The organism is Pseudomonas lutea, from assembly GCF_000759445.1.
GTDB classification, from domain to species: Bacteria; Pseudomonadota; Gammaproteobacteria; order Pseudomonadales; family Pseudomonadaceae; genus Aquipseudomonas; species Aquipseudomonas lutea.
In genome coordinates this window covers 149,111-167,226 of sequence record NZ_JRMB01000001.1, presented here as the reverse complement: position 1 = coordinate 167,226, position 18,116 = coordinate 149,111, and the positions used below count along the sequence as shown (strand labels likewise).

Below are 18,116 nucleotides of genomic sequence, written 5' to 3'. Positions count from 1 at the left end.
TGACTGCTGCCAGCCACCTGATGGCAACCGGTGCTGAGTTGCGTACTCATGCGCGTGACGCCGTTGGCATTGCCACGCACCGCTTCAATCATGCCGCGCAGGTCCCGCTGCATGACGGCAAGGCTGCGAATCAACAGGCTCGCTTCGTCGCGGCTGGCGGGCTCGGTAATGGGTTCGCTGAGGTTGCCATGGGCAATGCTGTCAGCGATCCGACTGGCCGATTGCAGGGGAAGCATGATGCTGCGGGTGACCCAGCGTCCCTGGGTGAGCAGCAGCAACAGGCTGGCGACGAGCACGGTCGCCAGGGTGAGGTTGGCGACACGAATGGCATTGCGGGTGGTCTCGGCGCTGGTTTTCGAGTTGTCTTCGATCAAGTCGCTGAGGGCTGACATCCGGCCTTCGAGGTCAGTGAAGGCCGCCGAAAAGGTGCCCAGTTCCTGCTGGGCTTTTTCGGGACTGGCCAGCGCCAGGCCAACAATGCGTTCACCGGCGTCAATGTAGCCATCCAGGCTGGGTTTCAGTTTTCCGAGTTCGGCCTTGAGGGTTGCATTGATGGGCAGCGTGAGATTATCGCCAACGGCTTTGCGAAACTGGGCAGCATGTTCCTTGAGGCCATCAAGCACTTCGCCACGGGTTGTCTCGCTCTTGCCCAACCCGACCAGCATGGCCGAGAGCACGTCCGCCCGCAGGGCGTCATGCATCATGTCTGCCTGCAGATGATTGCCCAGCGCCGTCAGGCTGACTTCGTTGTCGATCATGGCCGAAGCCATGCGTGCGTTACCCAGGTAACTCACCACGCTGACAATCAGGACGGCCAGGGCACCCGTCCCCACCAACAAAAACAAACGAAGTTTGATCGACATCCTGAAGCTCCCCTGCGGTCAATGAATAACGCGAGCTACGGACTGCTCTTATACAAAGCATATCGACGCACCGTCGCGGATATTTAAGACTCTTTTCGGGAAACTTCTCGGGTGATTGGCGCAAAGTCCTCGGTACGAGGCAGTGGCTCAAGGCACAGCAATCAGGCGGGCAGCGCAGGCTCTATGAACAGGCCGAGTTCTACGCCCAGGGCCATGACCTGCTGCACGTCGGCTCCATAGACCAAAACCGCCTGCAACGCGTGGTCCAGCGGCTCGCTGAAGTTCATCAGCACGTACCCGCCCATGTCCTTGTTCATGCTGGACAGCTGGATCTGGATTCGGTTGAGGGCCGCCAGCGGTTCGGCTTTGGCCAGTTGTTTGGGCTTGATGTTAAACGCCACGTTCGGCCCGAACGACGCCATGATCTCTCCAAGCAACTCGGCGTAAGTGTCTGCCTGGAACAGGACGGTATCGGGAAGGCTGCCGACGACGACCCACTCGCCCAGCGGGATGGGGAAGGTTTCGTCAAAGTTGATGTCGGGATTGGCTACCAGGAAGGCTTCAGGGTCAGCGTAAGCCTGCGCCGCCTCTTCGGCGACCATTTCGATTCCTTCATCGCTCATGCAGCCGGAGCTGATCTTGCTGATGAATTCGATGAGTGAAGCTTTCATGGCGGATCGTCCGGGGGCTAAAAAACAGGCGCGCAGGATAGCCGGAAATGCCGCGCGCCTCTATCGCTCAGGCGCCTAAACGCGTGAGCTGTTCGGCCGTCTCGGTCGCACCCATCGTCTGCGCCGCCATCAGCGGGGTAACGCCCTTGGCGTCCTTGATGTGCGGGTTGGCACCTTTTGATATCAGGTAATCAACGATAGCGGTGCGGTTGAACATCGCCGCCATCATCAAGGCCGTACGCCCGTCCGCCGAAGCGCCTTCGACGTCCGCGCCGCCCTCTACGAGAATTTTGACGGTCTCAAGATCGCCCTTGAACGCCGCGCCCGCGATGGGGCTTTGACCATTGTCATTGCGCAGTTCGGGATCAGCCTTGTGCTTGAGCAGAACCTTCACCGCGTCCTGGTGACCGTGGTAACTGGCCAGCATCAGCAGCGTGTCGCCCTTGTGATTACGGAGATTGGGCGTCAAGCCGTTTTCCAGCAGGCGGTCCAGCATGGGGGCGTCGCCTGCACGGGCGCGGTCGAACACCTGCTCGGCGAATTCCAGCGCCTCTTCGTCCGTCATGCGGGTAGCGGAACCGGGGGTCGGGGTGGTGTCAGACATTTTTAACTCCAGTAACGCGACACTGATCGCGCCAATAATCGAAGGGGGGCAAGCAACCTATGAGCAACGCGCAGTACCGCTAGTTCCACTTGGGCCTGGCAGCTGAATGGAGGCAACAATGCCAGCCAGGCATGGCGGCGCCAAATCAGCTGTTTAAATCATCGCGATAGCAAAAAGCCGGTTTTTACGAAAAATTTCAGTGTTTCGCGAAATAAATCCCGGATAACACTGTCTCACCATTAGCTGCCACTTGCTGGACGCCCCTCTCGTACCTCCCTCATCCCCCTCATCTCCGGTAAATTGCAGGATGCCCGACGGCCTTTCATGCAAATTGCACGGCGAACTATTTCACGAATAAATTTAAGCCCTTGATTTTATTGGTTTTTTTACCCTCGTTGAAACTGGCACAGTCGCTGCACTAGTAATTCCAAGCTTGTTATCCCATGAGCAATGGAGCCTCTAGACATGACTTTCATCCAAGAAAAATTCGCATCCGTATTTTCCGATTTCGAAGTCACTACCCAACCTCGTCCGGACGGCGGCGTTCTGTTGACCCTGCGTAACGATGAAGGCACAAATATCCGTCGCTGCGTCTCCTACGCCCAGCTGCACACCCCTGTCCAACTGGAATGGGTGATCAGCGCGATTCGCCGCGACCTGGCTGCGCAAGCCAGTGAACTGCCGGCCATCTCGATGCTACAGAGCCAACACCGTTTCGATCTGCCGACGTACCACACTCGCTAATTGTTAAAACCGGGCGCTATGCAGGCCCGGTCGTTATTCGTTCCACTCTCTCTCGAAGCATCCCTTGTAGATTTCCGCGATAGTCATTGCTATCGCGGTTTTTTTTGCCCGTTATTTGCTCGACCCGTGAAGCGCCAGCGTCAGTGCATCCTTTACTACTGAATGATGCCTCGACACAACGCCTCCCCCACCGCCTGCGCCCGGTTGGTGACACCTAGCTTGGCGTAAATGCTCTTGAAGTGATGTTTGACGGTGGCTTCCGACACTTCCTTGATCAGGCCGATTTCCCAGGCAGTCTTGCCTTCGCGCGCCCATTTCAGAATTTCGAGCTCCTTGGGCGACAGCGCCCGGGTCTGCAACTGGCGGCCCTTCCCTGCCACGTGAAGCATCGGCACCAGGCTCGTCAGCAAATAACGGTCATTGTGGGTCAGCGGACGTTCCATGCCGTTGAGCGTGCAGATGGTGATGACATCCTGATTGGCGCGGCTCTGGCTGCTGTACCCATAGGAGCACGCCGGCAGCAACTCGCAGTCTTGCACCGCCGCCATGAAGGCGGATGAGGGCGGATACGTCTTGAAAGCCTCCTCCCAGTGGAGAAAACCGAGGGTGTGGCGGTAGCAGCGAATGACCGGGTCTTCGATCATTAACCTTCCCTGGCAATACAGGTCCTTCCAATAGCTGTCGACATTGGATGTGATGCAGCTGAGCAGTACGCCGTTGCGATACTGGTAAAGCATCGCCCGCTCGCTGCGGCACTCGGCCCGAAGCCAGTCGAGCGCGTTGGCGATCGCCGCATCGCCATCCTGTTCAGTGATGCTGCTGACCATCTGTTGTATCAATGGACTCAGCGTCCCTGGCTGTGCGTTTTTCATCTTCCCTCCCGTTAAAACCATCAAAAACGCGGCCCTGATAACCCTTGGATTTTTTTATGCATGGCAGCTGCAACAGCGCGCCGGGTTTCGTCATGAAGACAAAGACGCCGGCTGCAGTGACTCGCTGTCAGGGTCCGACAGGCGAAGGGTTACACAGTCCAGAAGGGTTAAACACAGGGGGGAAAACAAACAGGCATGCCTGACCGTGAAACCAGCAACTTCCCACAAACGAACAAAAACCTGCTTACATTTTTTCGCATTTGGATACAAAAACGGCCAATGTCATGGACATTGGCCGCCTGTTTTCGACACACCTTGAAGGTCAGAAAGCGCCAGGGTCGATCGATGCGAAGCTGCTGACATTCAGATGCCCGACCAAAGTGCCACCGTCGCGCACCAATGCGCAGGTGCACATGCCGGATCGCTGTGCAGCGTCGAGTTCTTCGACGATGTCGGACAGGAACAGGATGGACTCGGGCGGCTGTCCGATGCTTGACGCGATGGATCGATAGGACGCGTCCTCGCGTTTGGGGCCTGAGGTGGTGTCAAAATAGCCGCTGAACAGCGCGGACAGATCGCCCGCCTCCGAACAACCAAAAATCAGCCTTTGCGCCTGGATCGAACCCGACGAGTAAACGTAAAGCGCGTAGCCGGCCTGATGCCACTGTTTCAACGCTATAACGGCATCTTCGTAAACATGCCCCTTTAGCTGGCCGGCCTTATACCCCTGCTCCCAAACCATGCCCTGCAGAGCTTTAAGCGGCGTGGCCTTGCGGTCTTCGGCGATCCATTGCAGCAGGATGGCAATGACGCGATCGATGTCCGCACCCTGCTCACCGCTGTCGTTGCGGACCGCCTGCAGTTGCGCAGCGACAGCCGGGTCAGCGGCGTGCTGTCGGACAAAGGCAGGCAGATGCTCCCGCGCGTACGGGAAAAGCACGTCAAAGACGAAGCTCACAGCGCTGGTGGTGCCTTCGATGTCGGTCAGAATCGCTTTGATGGCCATGAGAGGTCAGTCCTCCAGACGCGGAAATTGGCTGGCGATGCTCTCGCCGGTGAATTTCGCCACCCAACCCTCGGGGTTGTTGAACAGGCGAATCGCGATGAAGTGGGGATGTTCGCCCATGTCGAACCAGTGGCGCGTGCCGGCCGGTACCGAGATCAGGTCGTTCTTTTCGCACAGCACGGCGTAGACAAAATCGTCGATGTGCAAGGTAAACAGGCCGCGCCCCGCCACGAAGAAACGCACTTCATCCTCGCCATGCTGGTGCTCTTCGAGAAACCTGGCGCGCAGTTCGGCTTTTTGCGGATGGTCGCTGTTGAGGCTGATCACATCCACGGTCACGTATCCCCGCTCGGTCATCAACCTGTCGATCTGGGTGCGGTACGCCGCGATGACTTCCTCTTGGCTGGCGCCGGGGGTGATGGGGGTTGCCGCCTGCCAGCGGTGAAATGCCACGCCGTGCTCGGCCAGGGTCGAGGCAATGTCCTCGAAGTGGGTCAGCACTTTGTTCGGCAGTTCGGGGGATGACACGTGGTAAACGGACAGACTGCTCATGGTGTTCCTCGATTCGTTCCGCGCCCCTTGACGCTTAGGTGAAGGTGGCGTGTTGATTCAGGCTGTGGGAGCGCCAGGCTGCTTGGCTCGGCTTGGCTCGGCTTGGCTCGGCTTGGCTTGGCTTGGCTTGGCTTGGCTTGGCTTGGCGATCAGCGGTTGAGCACCGACAGCATTTTAAGCTCGCACTCGAACAGAAATTCAAAGGCTTCGATCTGGCGCAAGGCATCCGTCATTTTCGCGCCCCAGGTGTACAGGCCGTGGCCACGAATCAGATAGCCCACGCAGTCCGGGTGTTGATCAAGCCAGGGTTGAACCTTGCCGGCGAGGCGGGCAATGTCCTGATCGTTGTCGAAGATCGGCACCTGGACCTGCGACTCGTGGGTTGACACACCACTGAAAGCTTTTTGCAGTTCGTAGTCTTCAAAAACCAGATGATCAGCGGCGGTCAGCCTGGAGAGTACAGTCGCGTTGACCGAGTGGGTGTGCAACACGGCGCCCACCTCTGGCCGGCAGCGATAAAGCTGGGTGTGGAGCAGGGTTTCTGCGGACGGTTTTTTGCCCGGTTCCAGACTGTTGCCTGCTAGATCGGTCGCCAGGACGTCGTCGATGCCCAACTGCCCCTTGTGCTTGCCGGAGACCGTCAGCAACGCTTCGCTGGCCGAGAGGCGCACGGAGTAATTGCTGCTGGTGGCGGGCGACCAGCCGCGGGCATACAGGAACTGCCCGGCTTCAATGATTTCCCGAGCCAGTGCTTCGCGACTCATACGCGCTCCTCTTTCATACATGTGGCGGTCAGGACGGCAGCGGCCATTGCCGCCAGACTCGCAATGGCAAAGGTCCAGCCGGCGCCAAGCGCGTTCCAGCTGTACCCGGAATACAACGCACCCATCGCGCCGCCGGTGCCGGAAAGGGCAGCGTACAACGCCTGGCCCTGGCCTTGCTGACGCGGCCCGAAACTGCGTTGGACATAATGCACGGCTGCCGCGTGAAAGCTGCCAAAAGTGGCCGCGTGCATCAACTGGGCGAAGATCAGAATCGCCAGATGATCGGCCAGGTGACCCAGTAAAAGCCAGCGCAACGCCGCTATCGCAAAGCTTGCCACCAGTACCTGACGCACGCTGAAACGCTGCAACACCCGGCTCATGGCCATGAACATCAACACTTCGGCGACCACCCCCAGCGCCCACAGCATGCCAATCAGGCCGCGGGTGTAGCCGAGGTGTTCGAGGTGCAGCGTGAGGAAGGTGTAATACGGGCCGTGGCTCAGTTGTATAAGGGCGACGCTGACGTAAAACGCCAGTACTCCCGGCCGGATCAGTTGCTTGAGAAAGCCATCCCCGGCCACCCGAGCGCCGGCAACGACCGGCTGTGCATTTGGCACCCACCAGCTGCTTGCGACGATACCCACCAGTATCACCAGCAGCAGTTGCGGATAGAGGTCCAGGCTGAACCACTCCAGCATTCGGCCAAGCATGACCACCGAAAGGATGAAGCCGATCGACCCCCATAGCCGTATCTGGCTGTAGCGGGACGTCTGCCCCTGCAGATGCGTCAGGGTAATGACTTCAAACTGAGGCAGCACCGCGTGCCAGAAAAACGCATGCAGCGCCATGACCATGGCCAGCCAGGCGTAGGACTTGTCGACCAGAATCAGGCTGAAACATGCCAGCCCACACAGGGCGCCGAAGCGTACGATAACCAGGCGCCGGCCGGTGTAATCGCCCAGCCATCCCCAGACGTTGGGAGCAATGCAGCGCATCAGCATCGGAATGGCTACCAGCTCGCCTATTCGCGCCGCGGAAAACCCAAGGTGGCTGAAGTAAAGCGCCATGTACGGCGCGGTGGCGCCCAGCAAGGCGAAGTAGAACAGGTAGAAGCTGGCGAGCCGCCAGTAAGGAAGCGCCGCCACGCTCAAGCGACCGCAGCGGCGATACGGGGCTCGGGCATTACAGCTGACCCAGAATCGGCGTAGACACGCTCACGTCGTTATTCTGGCCGCGATGACGCAGCAGGTGGTCAACCAGCACGATGGCCATCATCGCTTCGGCGATGGGAGTGGCGCGGATGCCGACGCACGGGTCATGGCGACCCTTGGTGATGACTTCGACCGAATTGCCATCGACATCGATCGAGTGCCCTGGCGTGGTGATGCTGGAGGTCGGCTTGAGCGCCAGATGCGCGACGATGGGCTGGCCGGAGGAAATCCCGCCCAGAATGCCGCCAGCGTTGTTGGACAGAAAGCCTTCGGGGCTCATCTCGTCGCGGTGTTCGGTGCCGCGTTGGGCGACGCTGGCGAACCCGGCGCCGATCTCGACACCCTTGACCGCGTTGATGCTCATCAGAGCGTGCGCGAGTTCAGCGTCCAGCCGGTCGAAAATCGGCTCGCCCAGGCCGGGCATCACGCCTTCGGCAACGACGGTGATCTTGGCCCCCACCGAGTCCTGATCGCGACGAAGCTGATCCATGTAGGCTTCAAGCTCCGGCACCTTGCTGGGGTCGGCACTGAAAAACGCATTTTCTTCAACTGAATCCCAGGTCTGGAACGGGATTTCGATAGGGCCCAGCTGACTCATGTAGCCGCGAACGGTAATGCCCTGAGTGGCGAGAAACTTTTTGGCGATGGCGCCGGCAGCCACGCGCATGGCGGTCTCGCGGGCGGAGCTGCGACCGCCGCCACGGTAATCGCGGACGCCATATTTGTGGTGGTAGGTGTAATCGGCGTGGGCCGGCCTGAACAGGTCTTTGATTGCGGAATAGTCTTTGGATTTCTGGTCGGTGTTGCGGATCAGCAAGCCGATCGCGGCGCCAGTGGTCTTGCCTTCAAACACCCCGGAGAGGATCTCGACCTCGTCAGGCTCCTGACGCTGGGTGGTATGACGGCTGGTCCCCGGCTTGCGGCGGTCCAGGTCACGCTGCAGGTCCTGCAACGACAGCTCGATGCCGGGCGGGCAGCCGTCAACGATGGCAACCAGTGCCGGGCCGTGGCTTTCGCCGGCAGTGGTGACAGTGAACAGCTTGCCGTAGGTATTGCCGGACATGCGGGAGGCTCCGAGGATGTCTAAAAACTCAAGCGCGCCAGTATACGCAGGCTTATGACGCAGTTCATCCTCGAACCTTCTTCATTTGGCCGCGTCCAATTGACACTTTATTGATGATGGTCCTGCAATGCTAAGCGCCTTACCCCTGATTCGCGGCTTCTGGCCGCTGCGAGCGATCATCTTGAGCCTGACCCTTCTGTCGTCCATCGCCCATGCCGGCACGCCTGTCGTGCTGCAACGCCCTATCAGCCTCGATACCGGAAGCGGCGAATTGTTCGGGACCCTGCTGCTGCCCAAATCCCCAAAGCCGGTGCCGGTGGTACTGATTATTGCTGGCTCGGGGCCGACAGACCGTGACGGCAACAATTCTGATGGCGGACGCAACGACAGCATGAAGCGCCTGGCCTTGATCCTCGCCAAGCACAACATTGCCAGCGTGCGTTACGACAAGCGTGGCGTTGCCGCCAGTCGTCCTGCAACGCCGGATGAGCGCGACCTGAGCATCGAAAAGTACGTCGACGACGCCGTGGCCTGGAGCGCCAGGCTCAAGGCCGACCCGCGTCTTGGCCAGCTGATTTTGATGGGCCACAGCGAGGGCGCGCTGGTTGCTACCCTGGCAGCTGAACGCGCCGGAGCGGTCGCATTGATTTCCGTGGCGGGCACCGGTCGCCCCGTCGATCAGGTGGTGCGCGAGCAACTGCAGGACCGCCTTCCTCCCGAACTGCTGGCGCGCAGTGAACAGCTGATTGAAGAGATCAAGGCAGGCAAGACTGACGACAACGTCCCCGAGCCCTTGCAGGTTGTGTTCCGTCCGAGCGTACAGCCGTATCTGATCTCCTTGTTCCGACAGAACCCCACGGCCGCATTCGGGCAGCTGAAAATCCCTACGCTGATCATTCAGGGCCGCAACGACATGCAGGTCGGGGTGGGCGACGCCGAATTGCTGCATAAAGCCAAGCCCGACTCGCAGCTGGCGATCATCGACGGCATGAACCACGTGCTGCGCATTGTGCCAATGGACATCAAGCGGCAACTGGCGTCCTACAAGGATCCGCAGCTCCCGTTGGCCAGCGAAGTCACTGATCGCATATTGAAATTCCTGGATTCGGTACCGGCCACCTGAAGCTGCGCTGCCTCGATGCATGGCCTTAAGCTTCGTCGATAACGGCCGATAGTTGTCTGCTGGCATTGTGTGCCGGGCAATGTCGATAACAGGATCGCCGTGATGACAGAAGCAACCAAGCAAACCGACGTGGTCGAGCCGACCGACGCCAATGAAGGCGAGGTCGTCGCCCCGGTGTTGTGGGAAGAGGTGCATGCAGAGCATTTTTCGATGCTGCGCCTCGCGCCTCTTCCTACCGATCGCGCAACCGGCGCCCGGCCCCTGCGCTTCGTCGAATTCGGCAAGGCCGAGCGCCACAGCCCGGCGTTCAGCCTGCTGCGCATGAGCTACCAGTTGCCCGGCCAAAAAACCCGCAAAGAGCAGAATCAGCTGGATATCTGGGTGGACCACGCCAACCGTAGCGTCCGCGTGGGCCCTGCATCCGGCTTGCAGATTGATCCGTGGAACCGCGGTCTGGGCCGTTTCATGCTGGCTCAGGGCATCACCTGGGCGCAGAAACGCTGTGCCGAGTACAAGATCGAAGGCATTGCGCTGGCCAACAAGGATGCGCTCAACGAAGACACTCGCCTGCGTCGCGATCACTTCCTGAAAACCCAGGGTTTTGAGGTGGTCTACGCCGATGCCCAGCACCTCAAGGGCACGATCAAGGATGCCAAGGTCGGCAACCTCAACAACACGTGGAACGCCGATAAAATCCAGATCGTGCAGATTCTCGACGCCGCGCAAATGCTGCAACAGGCCGAACAGAGGATTCAGGAACAGGATGTCACGATCAAGAAAACCGAGGAGAAGGTCAGCAAGTACCGCCGGGACGACAGCGGCTTGCGTTTTACCATCGCTTGCCTGGTCACGTTTGCGGTGTTCCAGGCCGGCCTGCTGATCTGGATTGCAACGCATCGCTGACCCGACGGTAGGCTGCGAAGTACGCCGGCGTGCTTGCCATCAGATGTGTGCTGTAAATACCGATGCCTTCCCGGCTGAAGCCGGTCCCACAGGTTGCATGCCGTCAGTGGGACCGGCTTTAGCCGGGAAGAGGCCAGCGTGCTCGCCATCAGAAGTGTGCTGTAAACACCGACGCCTTCCCGGCTGAAGCCGGTCCCACAGGTTTCATGCTGTCAGTGGGAATGGCTTTAACAGGTCCCACAGGTTGCAGGCCGTTTGTGGGACCGGCCTTAGCCGGGAAGAGGCCTGCAGGTAGTCTGGTCAGACCCGCGCTGCAAACAGGTCCTGATGGTTGCGGCACTGCTCGGCGGTCAGCATGAACACGCCGTGGCCGCCACGCTCGAATTCCAGCCAGGCGAAATCCACTTCCGGGTACAGCGCTTCGACGTGAACCTGGCTGTTGCCGACTTCCACGATCAACAAGCCCTTCTCGTTCAGATGATCGGCAGCCTGCGCCAGCATGCGCCGTACCAGATTCAAACCGTCATCACCGCAGGCAAGCGCCAGCTCGGGCTCATGCTGGTACTCGTCGGGCATGTCGGCAAAGTCCTCGGCATCGACATACGGCGGATTGGAGACGATCAGATCGAAACGCTGGCCCGGCAGGCCGTCAAAACCATCGCCCTGCACCGTATAAACGCGCTCATCCAGGCCATGCCGCTCGATATTCTGATTCGCCACTTCCAGCGCCTCGAACGAGAGGTCGGCCAAGGCCACTTCGGCGTGGGGAAACACTTCGGCGCAGGCAATGCCGATACAGCCGGAGCCGGTGCACAGGTCGAGAATCCGCGCCGGGTGAGTGCCTAGCCAGGGTTCGAAGCGCTGTTCAATGAGTTCACCAATGGGCGAGCGTGGAATGAGCACGCGCTCATCGACGATGAACGACATACCGCAGAACCACGCTTCGCCCAGCAGATACGCCGTGGGTACGCGCTCCTCGATTCGGCGCTTGATGAGATGCTGAACGGCAACCAGCTCTTCGTCTTCAAGGTTGCAGTCCAGATAACTGTCGGCGATTTCCCACGGCAGATGCAGGGCGCCGAGCACCAGTTGGCGAGCTTCGTCCCACGCGTTGTCGGTACCATGGCCAAAGAACAGGTCCTCGCCGTGGAAACGGCTGACAGCCCAGCGGATATGGTCGCGCAGGGTGCGCAGGCGGGAAGTGATCACGGCAGACTCCTTGAAAAAACGACGGGCGATTCTAGCAGCCATCCACGCAACAAACGATGCCTGCACAGGGCCCGGGCGTTGCGCTTGAAACTTTCCGCAAGTGTTTGTCTCGTTTTGCAGGCACTATGACAGCAACCGCGACCTGCTCGACGGCTTGAAGCCCGGCAAAAAGCGAGACCTGTGAGCATGGCGATTCACAGAATCGCTCTGCCAGTGGACAATGTGGCAAAAGCCCCACTCGAAGGAGCCCCCCGATGTCTGTTTCAAACACTGGTCCCAAGACCATGTTTCAACTCAGTGGCCGTGAATACGCAGCGGCCACTTTGAGTAATGCCACGCTGATCATCATCGATGCGCAGAAGGAATACCTCAGCGGCCCGCTCGCCCTGACCGGTGTTCAGGCGGCGATCGACAACATCGTCAAGCTGGTGGCCGCCGCGCGCGCCGCAAAATCGCCCATCATCCACGTGCGTCATCTGGGCACGGTGGGCGGCATGTTCGATCCACAGGGTGAGCGCGGGCAGTTTGTCCCCGAGCTGCAGCCCCAGGACGATGAGATCATTATCGAGAAACGCCTGCCCAACGCCCTGAACGGCACGGTCTCCACCGACGACCGCACGACGTTGCACAGCCTGCTTGAAAGCCGGGGCCGACTTGATCTGGTCGTCTGCGGTTTCATGAGTCACTCCAGCGTCAGCACCACCGTGCGCGCGGCCAAGGATTACGGCTTTCGCTGCACGCTGGTCGAAGATGCCTGCGCCACCCGCGACCTCCCGACCCCGAGCGGCGTCATCAAGGCCGAACTGGTGCAACAGGCGGAAATGGCAATCATGAATGACAACTTCGCCAAACTGGCGCTGACCGCGAACCTGATTTGATCGCCCTCTCACCCTGATCCGTTCACGCGCCTCACAGGAACTGTTCCGACTGAGCTGACTGCAGGCCTGTAGGTTTAGCAGATCATTTTCCGGCAGTTCCTGAAGAAAGGGCGTACAAATGCAGTCGTCTGCGGTGTGGTCCAGCGCACCTGACCGCTTATCCGTTATCGAACACGCGATGCCCTTGAAACCCTGCCAGGCGGGAACCACCCCACCCTGAGCGGGTCAGAGCGCCGATACCCATAGAGGAAATCGGAATGAAGATATCCGATGGTTTTGATGCCCGCCGCCTGCGTCCCAAAGGCCAGGGCAGTTGGCGGATGCGCTTCGTCGCTGCCGTTTCGGCCATTCTGGCCACCGCCGGTGTGTTGCTGGCAATGGCCGGTGTTGCCAGCCTGATCGGCAATCCTGTGGCATTGGGTGAGCTCAACGCCAGTCCCGCAGGCGCCGTGGTTACGGTCGTCGTGGGTCTGCTCATGCTGTACGTGGGTGTGTGGTTCTGGCGCCGCAGTCGTCGCCGCCGTCGTCGCGCAGGCGAACTCAACATGTCGCCCCATCTGATGAAGAAACACGACTGAACCTCGGTCATCCGCTGCCATTTGATCACCGATAGTCGCGCCGATCTGGCGTGACGTGGTTAAACTGGCCCCCTTCGCGGAGACCATCATGCAAGACGACGATTTTTCCCTGTTCAGAAGCGAGATTCGCGGCGTCAAGCCGATCAAGACTGAACATGCGGACGTAGGAAAACCCAAAACCGACCGTAAGAATCTGGCCAAACTGCGTCAGGCCGCGACCGTGCGCTCAGATGCGACGATTACGGTTGACGGTCTGTCAGATCAGTTCGTGATCGATGTCGGCCCTGAAGACATGCTGTACTGGGCGCGTGACGGGGTTCAAGAAGGCCAGATGCGCAAGCTCAAGCTGGGTCAGATCAGCTTCGAGGGAAGCCTGGATCTGCACGGCATGAGCGTCGAAATGGCGCGTGAAACCATGTGGGAGTTCCTCGCAGAAGCGGCAAAGCTCGAAGTGCGCTGCGTGCGGATCACCCATGGCAAGGCCGTGCGGCTGGACGGCAAGCGGCCGATGATCAAAAGCCACGTCAACACCTGGCTGCGTCAACATCAGCAGGTACTGGGTTTTGCCTCATGCGTCGCCAAGCATGGCGGCGCCGGTGCGGTGTACGTGATCCTCAAGCGGACCATGATGGAAGGGCGGGACGAGTAAGGCAGGCTGCGTTCGGCCGGACCGGCCACGTATTCGCCTCTGTGGTGAGTCTCAGTGGATCACCCGTAGGAGCCGGCTTGCTGGCGAATGCGGTGGGTCAGTCGACATTCCGTTTCTGATCCACCGCGTTCGCCAGCAAGCCGGCTGCTACAGATTATGTGGCGGTTGTTCGATCGGCAGTCCAATCGATTCAAGCCGAGGCGTCAGCGCGGGCCTTGGCCGCCACCACCGCCGCCTGGACCGCCGCCTTCATAATGCCCACCACCGCCACCGCCACCATGACCGCCATGGCCTCCCCCGCCCGGCCCCCAAAAAGGCCAGCACCCGGCCATTGCTGACATTACCGCGATGACCATCGCGACTTTAGCGATACGACTCAACATTGTGGTTCTTACTCCAACAGGTCTGATTCAAGGCATTCATCACCTGCTGCGTCTGACATCAACGGCCGCTTGAATTGCGTCGCGGTTTGGTACCCACCGCGTGTCAGTGTTGATACGCAAGGCCACTGCAAACAAAGAGGCCGCGATGGAAGCACGTTCCTGTCGCGGCCTGATGCGGCGTTCACTGCAGTGATCAGCGGCGGTAGTAACCGGGGCCCGGGCCATACCCGCCGCGCCCACCGTCATAGGGTCCACCGTCGTAGTAACGATGCTCGTGCCAGCCGCCATGACGACCCCAACCCGGTCCAAAAAAGCATCCCGAAACAGACGACGCCAGAGCAATCACCAGTGCGATTTTCGCGATTCGGCCAAGCATGATAAGCACTCTCTTCATCCGGGCATCTGTCACCCGTTACTTAAGACACCGACCCGACACATTTCGACGTAAAGGCTCGGTAAAGGTTGGGTAAAGGACGGCTTGCTACAACGAAGCGGCGCCATGCCGCAGGCTCCGGGGGCGGCTGCCGTACCCCTGCGCGCCCAGCTACGCTACTATGTGCGCCTTTGCAGGCCCGCAACCTGCGTTTCTTGAACCCGCACGGAACACACCCCTGTGACTCTGGAACAGAACTACACCGCCATCCTTGGTCAACTCGGCGAGGACGTCTCCCGCGAAGGCCTGCGCGACACCCCGAAACGGGCCGCCAAAGCCATGCAGTACCTTTGCCGCGGCTATGAACAAACCCTTGAAGACGTCACCAACGGTGCGCTGTTCAGCTCCGACAACAGCGAGATGGTGGTGGTCAAGGACATCGAGTTGTATTCGCTCTGCGAACACCATCTGCTGCCCTTCATCGGCAAGGCCCACGTGGCCTACATCCCGAGCGGCAAAGTGCTCGGTCTGTCGAAGGTCGCGCGCATCGTCGACATGTACGCCCGCCGCCTGCAGATCCAGGAAAACCTCAGCCGCCAGATCGCCGAAGCCATTCAGCAGGTCACCGGCGCACTGGGTGTGGCCGTGGTCATCGAAGCCAAGCACATGTGCATGATGATGCGCGGCGTAGAGAAGCAGAATTCTTCCATGATCACCTCGGTCATGCTGGGTGAGTTCCGCGAAAACGCCGCGACGCGTACCGAGTTTCTCAGCCTGATCAAATGATCGTGGCGTCCTGAATGCCGCAGCATCAGGCTGCGGCAGTCTGGCGGCTGTTGCCGCCGAGTGAGGTTTTATCGTGTTGATGAAAGCAGTGAGGGTCGGCCTCGGCCAGCTCGTAATCGCGGGCGATTTCCTGACCCGGCCGAGCAAGAAGAAGCGTACCCCCGAAGCTCAGGCTGCCGTCGATGCGTCGGCCAAAGCGCTGACGCTGTACCAGTTTCACGCGTGCCCGTTCTGCGTGAAAACCCGTCGCGCAATGCGCCGCCTGAATGTGCCGGTGGCCCTGCGCGATGCCAAGCACAACGAGACGGATCGACAGGCGCTGCTAAGTGGCGGCGGCCGAATCAAGGTGCCTTGCCTGCGGATTGAGGAAGAAGGTCAGACGGTGTGGATGTATGAATCGAAGGTGATCATCGATTACCTGGAAAAGCGATTCTCGGCGGTGTGAATCGCTATCCGTCGTAATGGTCAGCTTGGCCGCGGCGGCGGTAGTACGGACTCCGGAGATCCAGCGGATGCGCCGGCCCCTTTGCGGGCAAGCGCGCTCCTGCAGGTAGTGCCGCTACTTCGGGCAGCCTTCCTGGCGACAGGCTGTGTAAGCCTTCAACTGCTCGACCCTTACTTTGGTCTGCGCCGACAGGCATTGCGCCTGAGCCAGCGGCCACAGGCTACCGCCCTCCTCCCGCTTGCCAGCCTGATACTGGCAATCGGCATCGCGAAAGGCGATCCACTTCTTCTGCGCGTCCTGCAACGCCTTCTTGCGTGCCGGCGTTTTCAGATAACCCATCTGCGCGTTGTACTGCGTGTTCAGTTCGGCATCCAGCGCCGCGTACTCTTTGCTCGCGCACTGATTCATGGACGCCTGGTTGGCATCACAGTCCCGGGCTTGTGCCGAGCAGCCGATGCCCAGTGCCATCAGCATGCCGACCGCGATCATCCTGCATTGCATGTCTTATCTCCCTAATTACAAAGGCCGAGGTCAGTCCAGCATGCCGACATAGCCCGTTTGCTGTTGAACCCGGACCAGCCAAGCCTGGATCGCCGGGAACTGCGCCAGCTCGAAGCCGCCTTCATGGGCGACGTGGGTGTAGGCATACAGCGCGATGTCGGCGATGGAGAAGTGTTCGCCCACCAGAAACGGCGTGCGCTGCAGTTGCTGCTCCATGACTTTCAGCGCCTTGTTGCCTCGTCTGTGCAGCGAGTGATACTCCTCCATCCGCTCTTCTGGTAACCCCAGATAAAACTGGATGAAACGCGCCACGGCGAGGGTCGGCTCGTGGCTGTACTGCTCGAAAAACTGCCACTGCAACATTTGCGTGCGCAAGCGTGGCTCGGTCAGCAAATAAGGCGTGCCTTCGGCAAGGAAATTGAGAATCGCGTTGGACTCCCACAGGCAAGTACCGTCTTCCAGTTCAAGCACCGGAATCTTGCCGTTGGGGTTCTTCGCCAGAAACGCCTCGGTCTCGGTCTCGCCCTTGAGGATATCCACCGGCACCCACTCATATTCTGCACCGAGCAGGTTGAGCATCAGCTTGATCTTGTAGCAGTTGCCCGAGTTGTAATCGCCGTAAACCTTGTACATCCACCCTCTCCCATCAATCGTGTACGGACGGTCGCGCCGACCGTGTTTGAGCCTAATCTATCAGGCCGCCTGTGAAAGCTGCGTTTCGCGGATCACGGCAGCGAGTCGTTTCAAGCCTTCGTCCAGGCGCTCGGGATCGATGTGGCTGAAGTTCAGCCGCAGATAACCCGGGTTGGCATCGGGATCAGCGAAGAATGGCTCACCTGGCATGAACGCGACGTTCTGTGCCAATGCGCGGTCAAGCAGGCGGCGCGTGTCGAGCTTGTCTTTGAGTGTGAGCCAGAAAAACAACCCGCCCTGTGGGCTGTTCCACTCGGCCAGGTCAGCGAAGTGCCGCTGCAGCGCGGCTTCGAACGCATCGCGGCGGGTACGATAGAAGCTGCGTAACTCCAGCAGATGCTGTTCATAGCGCTCGCTGCCAATCCACTGCAGCGCCTGCCACTGACCGACCCGATTGGTGTGCAAGTCGGCCGACTGTTTGAGTTTGAGCAGATGCGGAAACAAATCGCGCGTGGCGATCAAATAACCCACGCGCAATCCCGGCATCAGGGTTTTCGATACCGTGCCGGTGTAGATCCAGCTGGCTTTTTTCAGGCGACCGGCGATGGGTCGGGCACTGGCGCCATCGAACGTCAGTTCGCGGTACGGCTCGTCTTCGATCAGCGTAACGCCGAACTCGTCCAGCAAGGCCGCGACGGCATCCCGCGCGTTCTCGCTGTAACGCACAGCCGACGGGTTCTGAAAGGTGGGGATCAGGTACGCGAAGGACGGCGAGTGCTGCTCCAGCCGCTGACGCAGCGCTTCGAGGTCCGGGCCGTCGCTCAGCAGCGGGACGGTCAGGCAGTCAGCGCCGAACAATTGGAAGATCTGCAGCGCGGCCAGGTAAGTCGGTGCTTCGAGCAGGATCTCGGTGCCCTTGTCGATGTACAGCTTGGCGGCCAGGTCCAGCGTTTGCTGAGAACCGCTGACGATCATCACCTGACTGGCGTCGCAGTCGATCCCCAGACCTCGTGCCTGTGCTGCGATCGCTTCGCGAAGCTGCGGCTCGCCCTCGCTCATGCCGTACTGGCCGATGCTGCGGGGCATGTCGGACCATTCGCTTTTCGGCAACATGGCTTCTGCTGGCAGCCCGCCAGCGAATGACATCATCTCCGGGCGCTGCGCCGCAGCGAGGATTTCGCGAATCAGTGAACTCTTCAAACGGGTAACGCGTTCGGAAAATGGCATCGGATCACCGCTGGCGCAAAGAAATGAAAATACGTCAAACTGCTTGACCGAAATTACGATGCCGTGCACGGATACGTC

General features: G+C 59.9%; 21 protein-coding genes and 1 pseudogene. 8 read left to right on the top strand and 14 right to left on the bottom strand.

What is annotated here, in order from left to right:
- Positions 1–107: 107 nt before the first annotated feature.
- The 3 genes and pseudogenes from LT42_RS26360 to LT42_RS00725 all read right to left on the bottom strand — a co-directional run.
- Positions 108–863, bottom strand: a pseudogene (locus tag LT42_RS26360) (MCP four helix bundle domain-containing protein); the annotation flags it as partial.
- A 161-nt stretch (positions 864–1,024) separates the two neighbouring features.
- Complete coding sequence (locus LT42_RS00730; RefSeq protein WP_037009063.1) at positions 1,025–1,534, bottom strand: hypothetical protein; 510 nt, start codon at positions 1,532–1,534, stop codon at positions 1,025–1,027.
- A 67-nt stretch (positions 1,535–1,601) separates the two neighbouring features.
- Positions 1,602–2,138 (bottom strand): ankyrin repeat domain-containing protein, encoded by a 537-nt coding sequence (locus LT42_RS00725; protein ID WP_037009060.1) that lies wholly within the window; start codon positions 2,136–2,138, stop codon positions 1,602–1,604.
- Positions 2,139–2,603: 465 nt separating this feature from the next.
- Between LT42_RS00725 and LT42_RS00720 the strand changes: the two genes are divergently transcribed.
- Positions 2,604–2,882 carry a DUF3509 domain-containing protein gene (locus LT42_RS00720; RefSeq protein ID WP_037009057.1) on the top strand — a complete coding sequence of 93 codons (279 nt, stop codon included), beginning with the start codon at positions 2,604–2,606 and terminating at the stop codon, positions 2,880–2,882.
- A gap of 155 nt (positions 2,883–3,037) precedes the next feature.
- On the opposite strand, the gene LT42_RS00715 is transcribed toward LT42_RS00720, so the two are convergent.
- From LT42_RS00715 to aroC, 6 genes are all read right to left on the bottom strand, one after another.
- On the bottom strand, positions 3,038–3,754 hold the full coding sequence (locus LT42_RS00715) for a helix-turn-helix transcriptional regulator (protein WP_037009054.1): 717 nt from the start codon (positions 3,752–3,754) through the stop codon (positions 3,038–3,040).
- Positions 3,755–4,076: 322 nt separating this feature from the next.
- On the bottom strand, positions 4,077–4,760 hold the full coding sequence (gene mtnC / locus LT42_RS00710) for an acireductone synthase (RefSeq protein ID WP_037009051.1): 684 nt from the start codon (positions 4,758–4,760) through the stop codon (positions 4,077–4,079).
- A gap of 6 nt (positions 4,761–4,766) precedes the next feature.
- On the bottom strand, positions 4,767–5,312 hold the full coding sequence (locus LT42_RS00705) for a 1,2-dihydroxy-3-keto-5-methylthiopentene dioxygenase (protein ID WP_037009049.1): 546 nt from the start codon (positions 5,310–5,312) through the stop codon (positions 4,767–4,769).
- Positions 5,313–5,461: 149 nt separating this feature from the next.
- Positions 5,462–6,076, bottom strand: a complete 615-nt coding sequence (locus LT42_RS00700; RefSeq protein ID WP_037009047.1) for a methylthioribulose 1-phosphate dehydratase — start codon at positions 6,074–6,076, stop codon at positions 5,462–5,464.
- Complete coding sequence (locus LT42_RS00695; RefSeq protein ID WP_208855878.1) at positions 6,073–7,227, bottom strand: MFS transporter; 1,155 nt, start codon at positions 7,225–7,227, stop codon at positions 6,073–6,075. The genes LT42_RS00700 and LT42_RS00695 overlap by 4 nt, the downstream gene beginning before the upstream one ends.
- Positions 7,228–7,258: 31 nt before the next feature.
- Entirely contained in the window at positions 7,259–8,350 is a 1,092-nt protein-coding gene (gene aroC, locus LT42_RS00690; RefSeq protein ID WP_037009043.1) for a chorismate synthase, read from the bottom strand.
- A 127-nt stretch (positions 8,351–8,477) separates the two neighbouring features.
- Between aroC and LT42_RS00685 the strand changes: the two genes are divergently transcribed.
- Positions 8,478–9,473, top strand: a complete 996-nt coding sequence (locus LT42_RS00685) for an alpha/beta hydrolase (RefSeq protein WP_037009041.1) — start codon at positions 8,478–8,480, stop codon at positions 9,471–9,473.
- A 102-nt stretch (positions 9,474–9,575) separates the two neighbouring features.
- Entirely contained in the window at positions 9,576–10,376 is an 801-nt protein-coding gene (locus LT42_RS00680; RefSeq protein ID WP_037009039.1) for a hypothetical protein, read from the top strand.
- Positions 10,377–10,676: 300 nt separating this feature from the next.
- On the opposite strand, the gene prmB is transcribed toward LT42_RS00680, so the two are convergent.
- Positions 10,677–11,585 carry a 50S ribosomal protein L3 N(5)-glutamine methyltransferase gene (gene prmB, locus LT42_RS00675; RefSeq protein WP_037009035.1) on the bottom strand — a complete coding sequence of 303 codons (909 nt, stop codon included), beginning with the start codon at positions 11,583–11,585 and terminating at the stop codon, positions 10,677–10,679.
- A 254-nt stretch (positions 11,586–11,839) separates the two neighbouring features.
- Here prmB and LT42_RS00670 point away from each other — a divergent pair, with 254 nt between their 5' ends.
- The 3 genes from LT42_RS00670 to LT42_RS00660 all read left to right on the top strand — a co-directional run bounded on the left by LT42_RS00670 (position 11,840) and on the right by LT42_RS00660 (position 13,690).
- Complete coding sequence (locus LT42_RS00670) at positions 11,840–12,463, top strand: cysteine hydrolase family protein (protein ID WP_037009033.1); 624 nt, start codon at positions 11,840–11,842, stop codon at positions 12,461–12,463.
- A gap of 257 nt (positions 12,464–12,720) precedes the next feature.
- Positions 12,721–13,041, top strand: coding sequence for a hypothetical protein (locus tag LT42_RS00665; protein ID WP_037009031.1), 321 nt, complete (start codon positions 12,721–12,723; stop codon positions 13,039–13,041).
- An 88-nt stretch (positions 13,042–13,129) separates the two neighbouring features.
- Complete coding sequence (locus LT42_RS00660; RefSeq protein WP_037009029.1) at positions 13,130–13,690, top strand: Smr/MutS family protein; 561 nt, start codon at positions 13,130–13,132, stop codon at positions 13,688–13,690.
- A 576-nt stretch (positions 13,691–14,266) separates the two neighbouring features.
- Here the strand turns inward: LT42_RS00660 and LT42_RS25050 are convergent.
- Positions 14,267–14,467 (bottom strand): hypothetical protein, encoded by a 201-nt coding sequence (locus tag LT42_RS25050; RefSeq protein ID WP_162835384.1) that lies wholly within the window; start codon positions 14,465–14,467, stop codon positions 14,267–14,269.
- A 219-nt stretch (positions 14,468–14,686) separates the two neighbouring features.
- On the opposite strand from LT42_RS25050, the gene folE reads away from it, so the two are divergent.
- Complete coding sequence (gene folE / locus LT42_RS00655; protein ID WP_037009028.1) at positions 14,687–15,232, top strand: GTP cyclohydrolase I FolE; 546 nt, start codon at positions 14,687–14,689, stop codon at positions 15,230–15,232.
- A gap of 79 nt (positions 15,233–15,311) precedes the next feature.
- Complete coding sequence (locus LT42_RS00650; protein ID WP_081955358.1) at positions 15,312–15,677, top strand: glutaredoxin family protein; 366 nt, start codon at positions 15,312–15,314, stop codon at positions 15,675–15,677.
- Between the two features lie 114 nt (positions 15,678–15,791).
- On the opposite strand, the gene LT42_RS00645 is transcribed toward LT42_RS00650, so the two are convergent.
- The 3 genes from LT42_RS00645 to LT42_RS00635 are packed head-to-tail and all read right to left on the bottom strand — an operon-like array spanning position 15,792 to position 18,038.
- On the bottom strand, positions 15,792–16,178 hold the full coding sequence (locus LT42_RS00645) for a lysozyme inhibitor LprI family protein (protein WP_037009025.1): 387 nt from the start codon (positions 16,176–16,178) through the stop codon (positions 15,792–15,794).
- A gap of 30 nt (positions 16,179–16,208) precedes the next feature.
- A complete protein-coding gene (locus tag LT42_RS00640) occupies positions 16,209–16,811 on the bottom strand; it encodes a glutathione S-transferase family protein (RefSeq protein ID WP_037009022.1) in 603 nt (200 codons plus the stop codon).
- 60 nt (positions 16,812–16,871) lie between these two features.
- On the bottom strand, positions 16,872–18,038 hold the full coding sequence (locus tag LT42_RS00635) for an aminotransferase-like domain-containing protein (protein ID WP_037012701.1): 1,167 nt from the start codon (positions 18,036–18,038) through the stop codon (positions 16,872–16,874).
- Positions 18,039–18,116: the final 78 nt, after the last annotated feature.

Bases quoted from the DNA above. Each gene is read 5' to 3' on its own strand.
- LT42_RS00730 (WP_037009063.1), bottom strand. From the start codon at position 1,534: ATGAAAGCTTCACTCATCGAATTCATCAGCAAGATCAGCTCCGGCTGC.
- LT42_RS00725 (WP_037009060.1), bottom strand. From the start codon at position 2,138: ATGTCTGACACCACCCCGACCCCCGGTTCCGCTACCCGCATGACGGAC.
- LT42_RS00720 (WP_037009057.1), top strand. From the start codon at position 2,604: ATGACTTTCATCCAAGAAAAATTCGCATCCGTATTTTCCGATTTCGAA.
- LT42_RS00715 (WP_037009054.1), bottom strand. From the start codon at position 3,754: ATGAAAAACGCACAGCCAGGGACGCTGAGTCCATTGATACAACAGATG.
- mtnC (WP_037009051.1), bottom strand. From the start codon at position 4,760: ATGGCCATCAAAGCGATTCTGACCGACATCGAAGGCACCACCAGCGCT.
- LT42_RS00705 (WP_037009049.1), bottom strand. From the start codon at position 5,312: ATGAGCAGTCTGTCCGTTTACCACGTGTCATCCCCCGAACTGCCGAAC.
- LT42_RS00700 (WP_037009047.1), bottom strand. From the start codon at position 6,076: ATGAGTCGCGAAGCACTGGCTCGGGAAATCATTGAAGCCGGGCAGTTC.
- aroC (WP_037009043.1), bottom strand. From the start codon at position 8,350: ATGTCCGGCAATACCTACGGCAAGCTGTTCACTGTCACCACTGCCGGC.
- LT42_RS00685 (WP_037009041.1), top strand. From the start codon at position 8,478: ATGCTAAGCGCCTTACCCCTGATTCGCGGCTTCTGGCCGCTGCGAGCG.
- LT42_RS00680 (WP_037009039.1), top strand. From the start codon at position 9,576: ATGACAGAAGCAACCAAGCAAACCGACGTGGTCGAGCCGACCGACGCC.
- LT42_RS00670 (WP_037009033.1), top strand. From the start codon at position 11,840: ATGTCTGTTTCAAACACTGGTCCCAAGACCATGTTTCAACTCAGTGGC.
- LT42_RS00665 (WP_037009031.1), top strand. From the start codon at position 12,721: ATGAAGATATCCGATGGTTTTGATGCCCGCCGCCTGCGTCCCAAAGGC.
- LT42_RS00660 (WP_037009029.1), top strand. From the start codon at position 13,130: ATGCAAGACGACGATTTTTCCCTGTTCAGAAGCGAGATTCGCGGCGTC.
- LT42_RS25050 (WP_162835384.1), bottom strand. From the start codon at position 14,467: ATGAAGAGAGTGCTTATCATGCTTGGCCGAATCGCGAAAATCGCACTG.
- LT42_RS00650 (WP_081955358.1), top strand. From the start codon at position 15,312: ATGAAAGCAGTGAGGGTCGGCCTCGGCCAGCTCGTAATCGCGGGCGAT.
- LT42_RS00645 (WP_037009025.1), bottom strand. From the start codon at position 16,178: ATGCAATGCAGGATGATCGCGGTCGGCATGCTGATGGCACTGGGCATC.
- LT42_RS00640 (WP_037009022.1), bottom strand. From the start codon at position 16,811: ATGTACAAGGTTTACGGCGATTACAACTCGGGCAACTGCTACAAGATC.
- LT42_RS00635 (WP_037012701.1), bottom strand. From the start codon at position 18,038: ATGCCATTTTCCGAACGCGTTACCCGTTTGAAGAGTTCACTGATTCGC.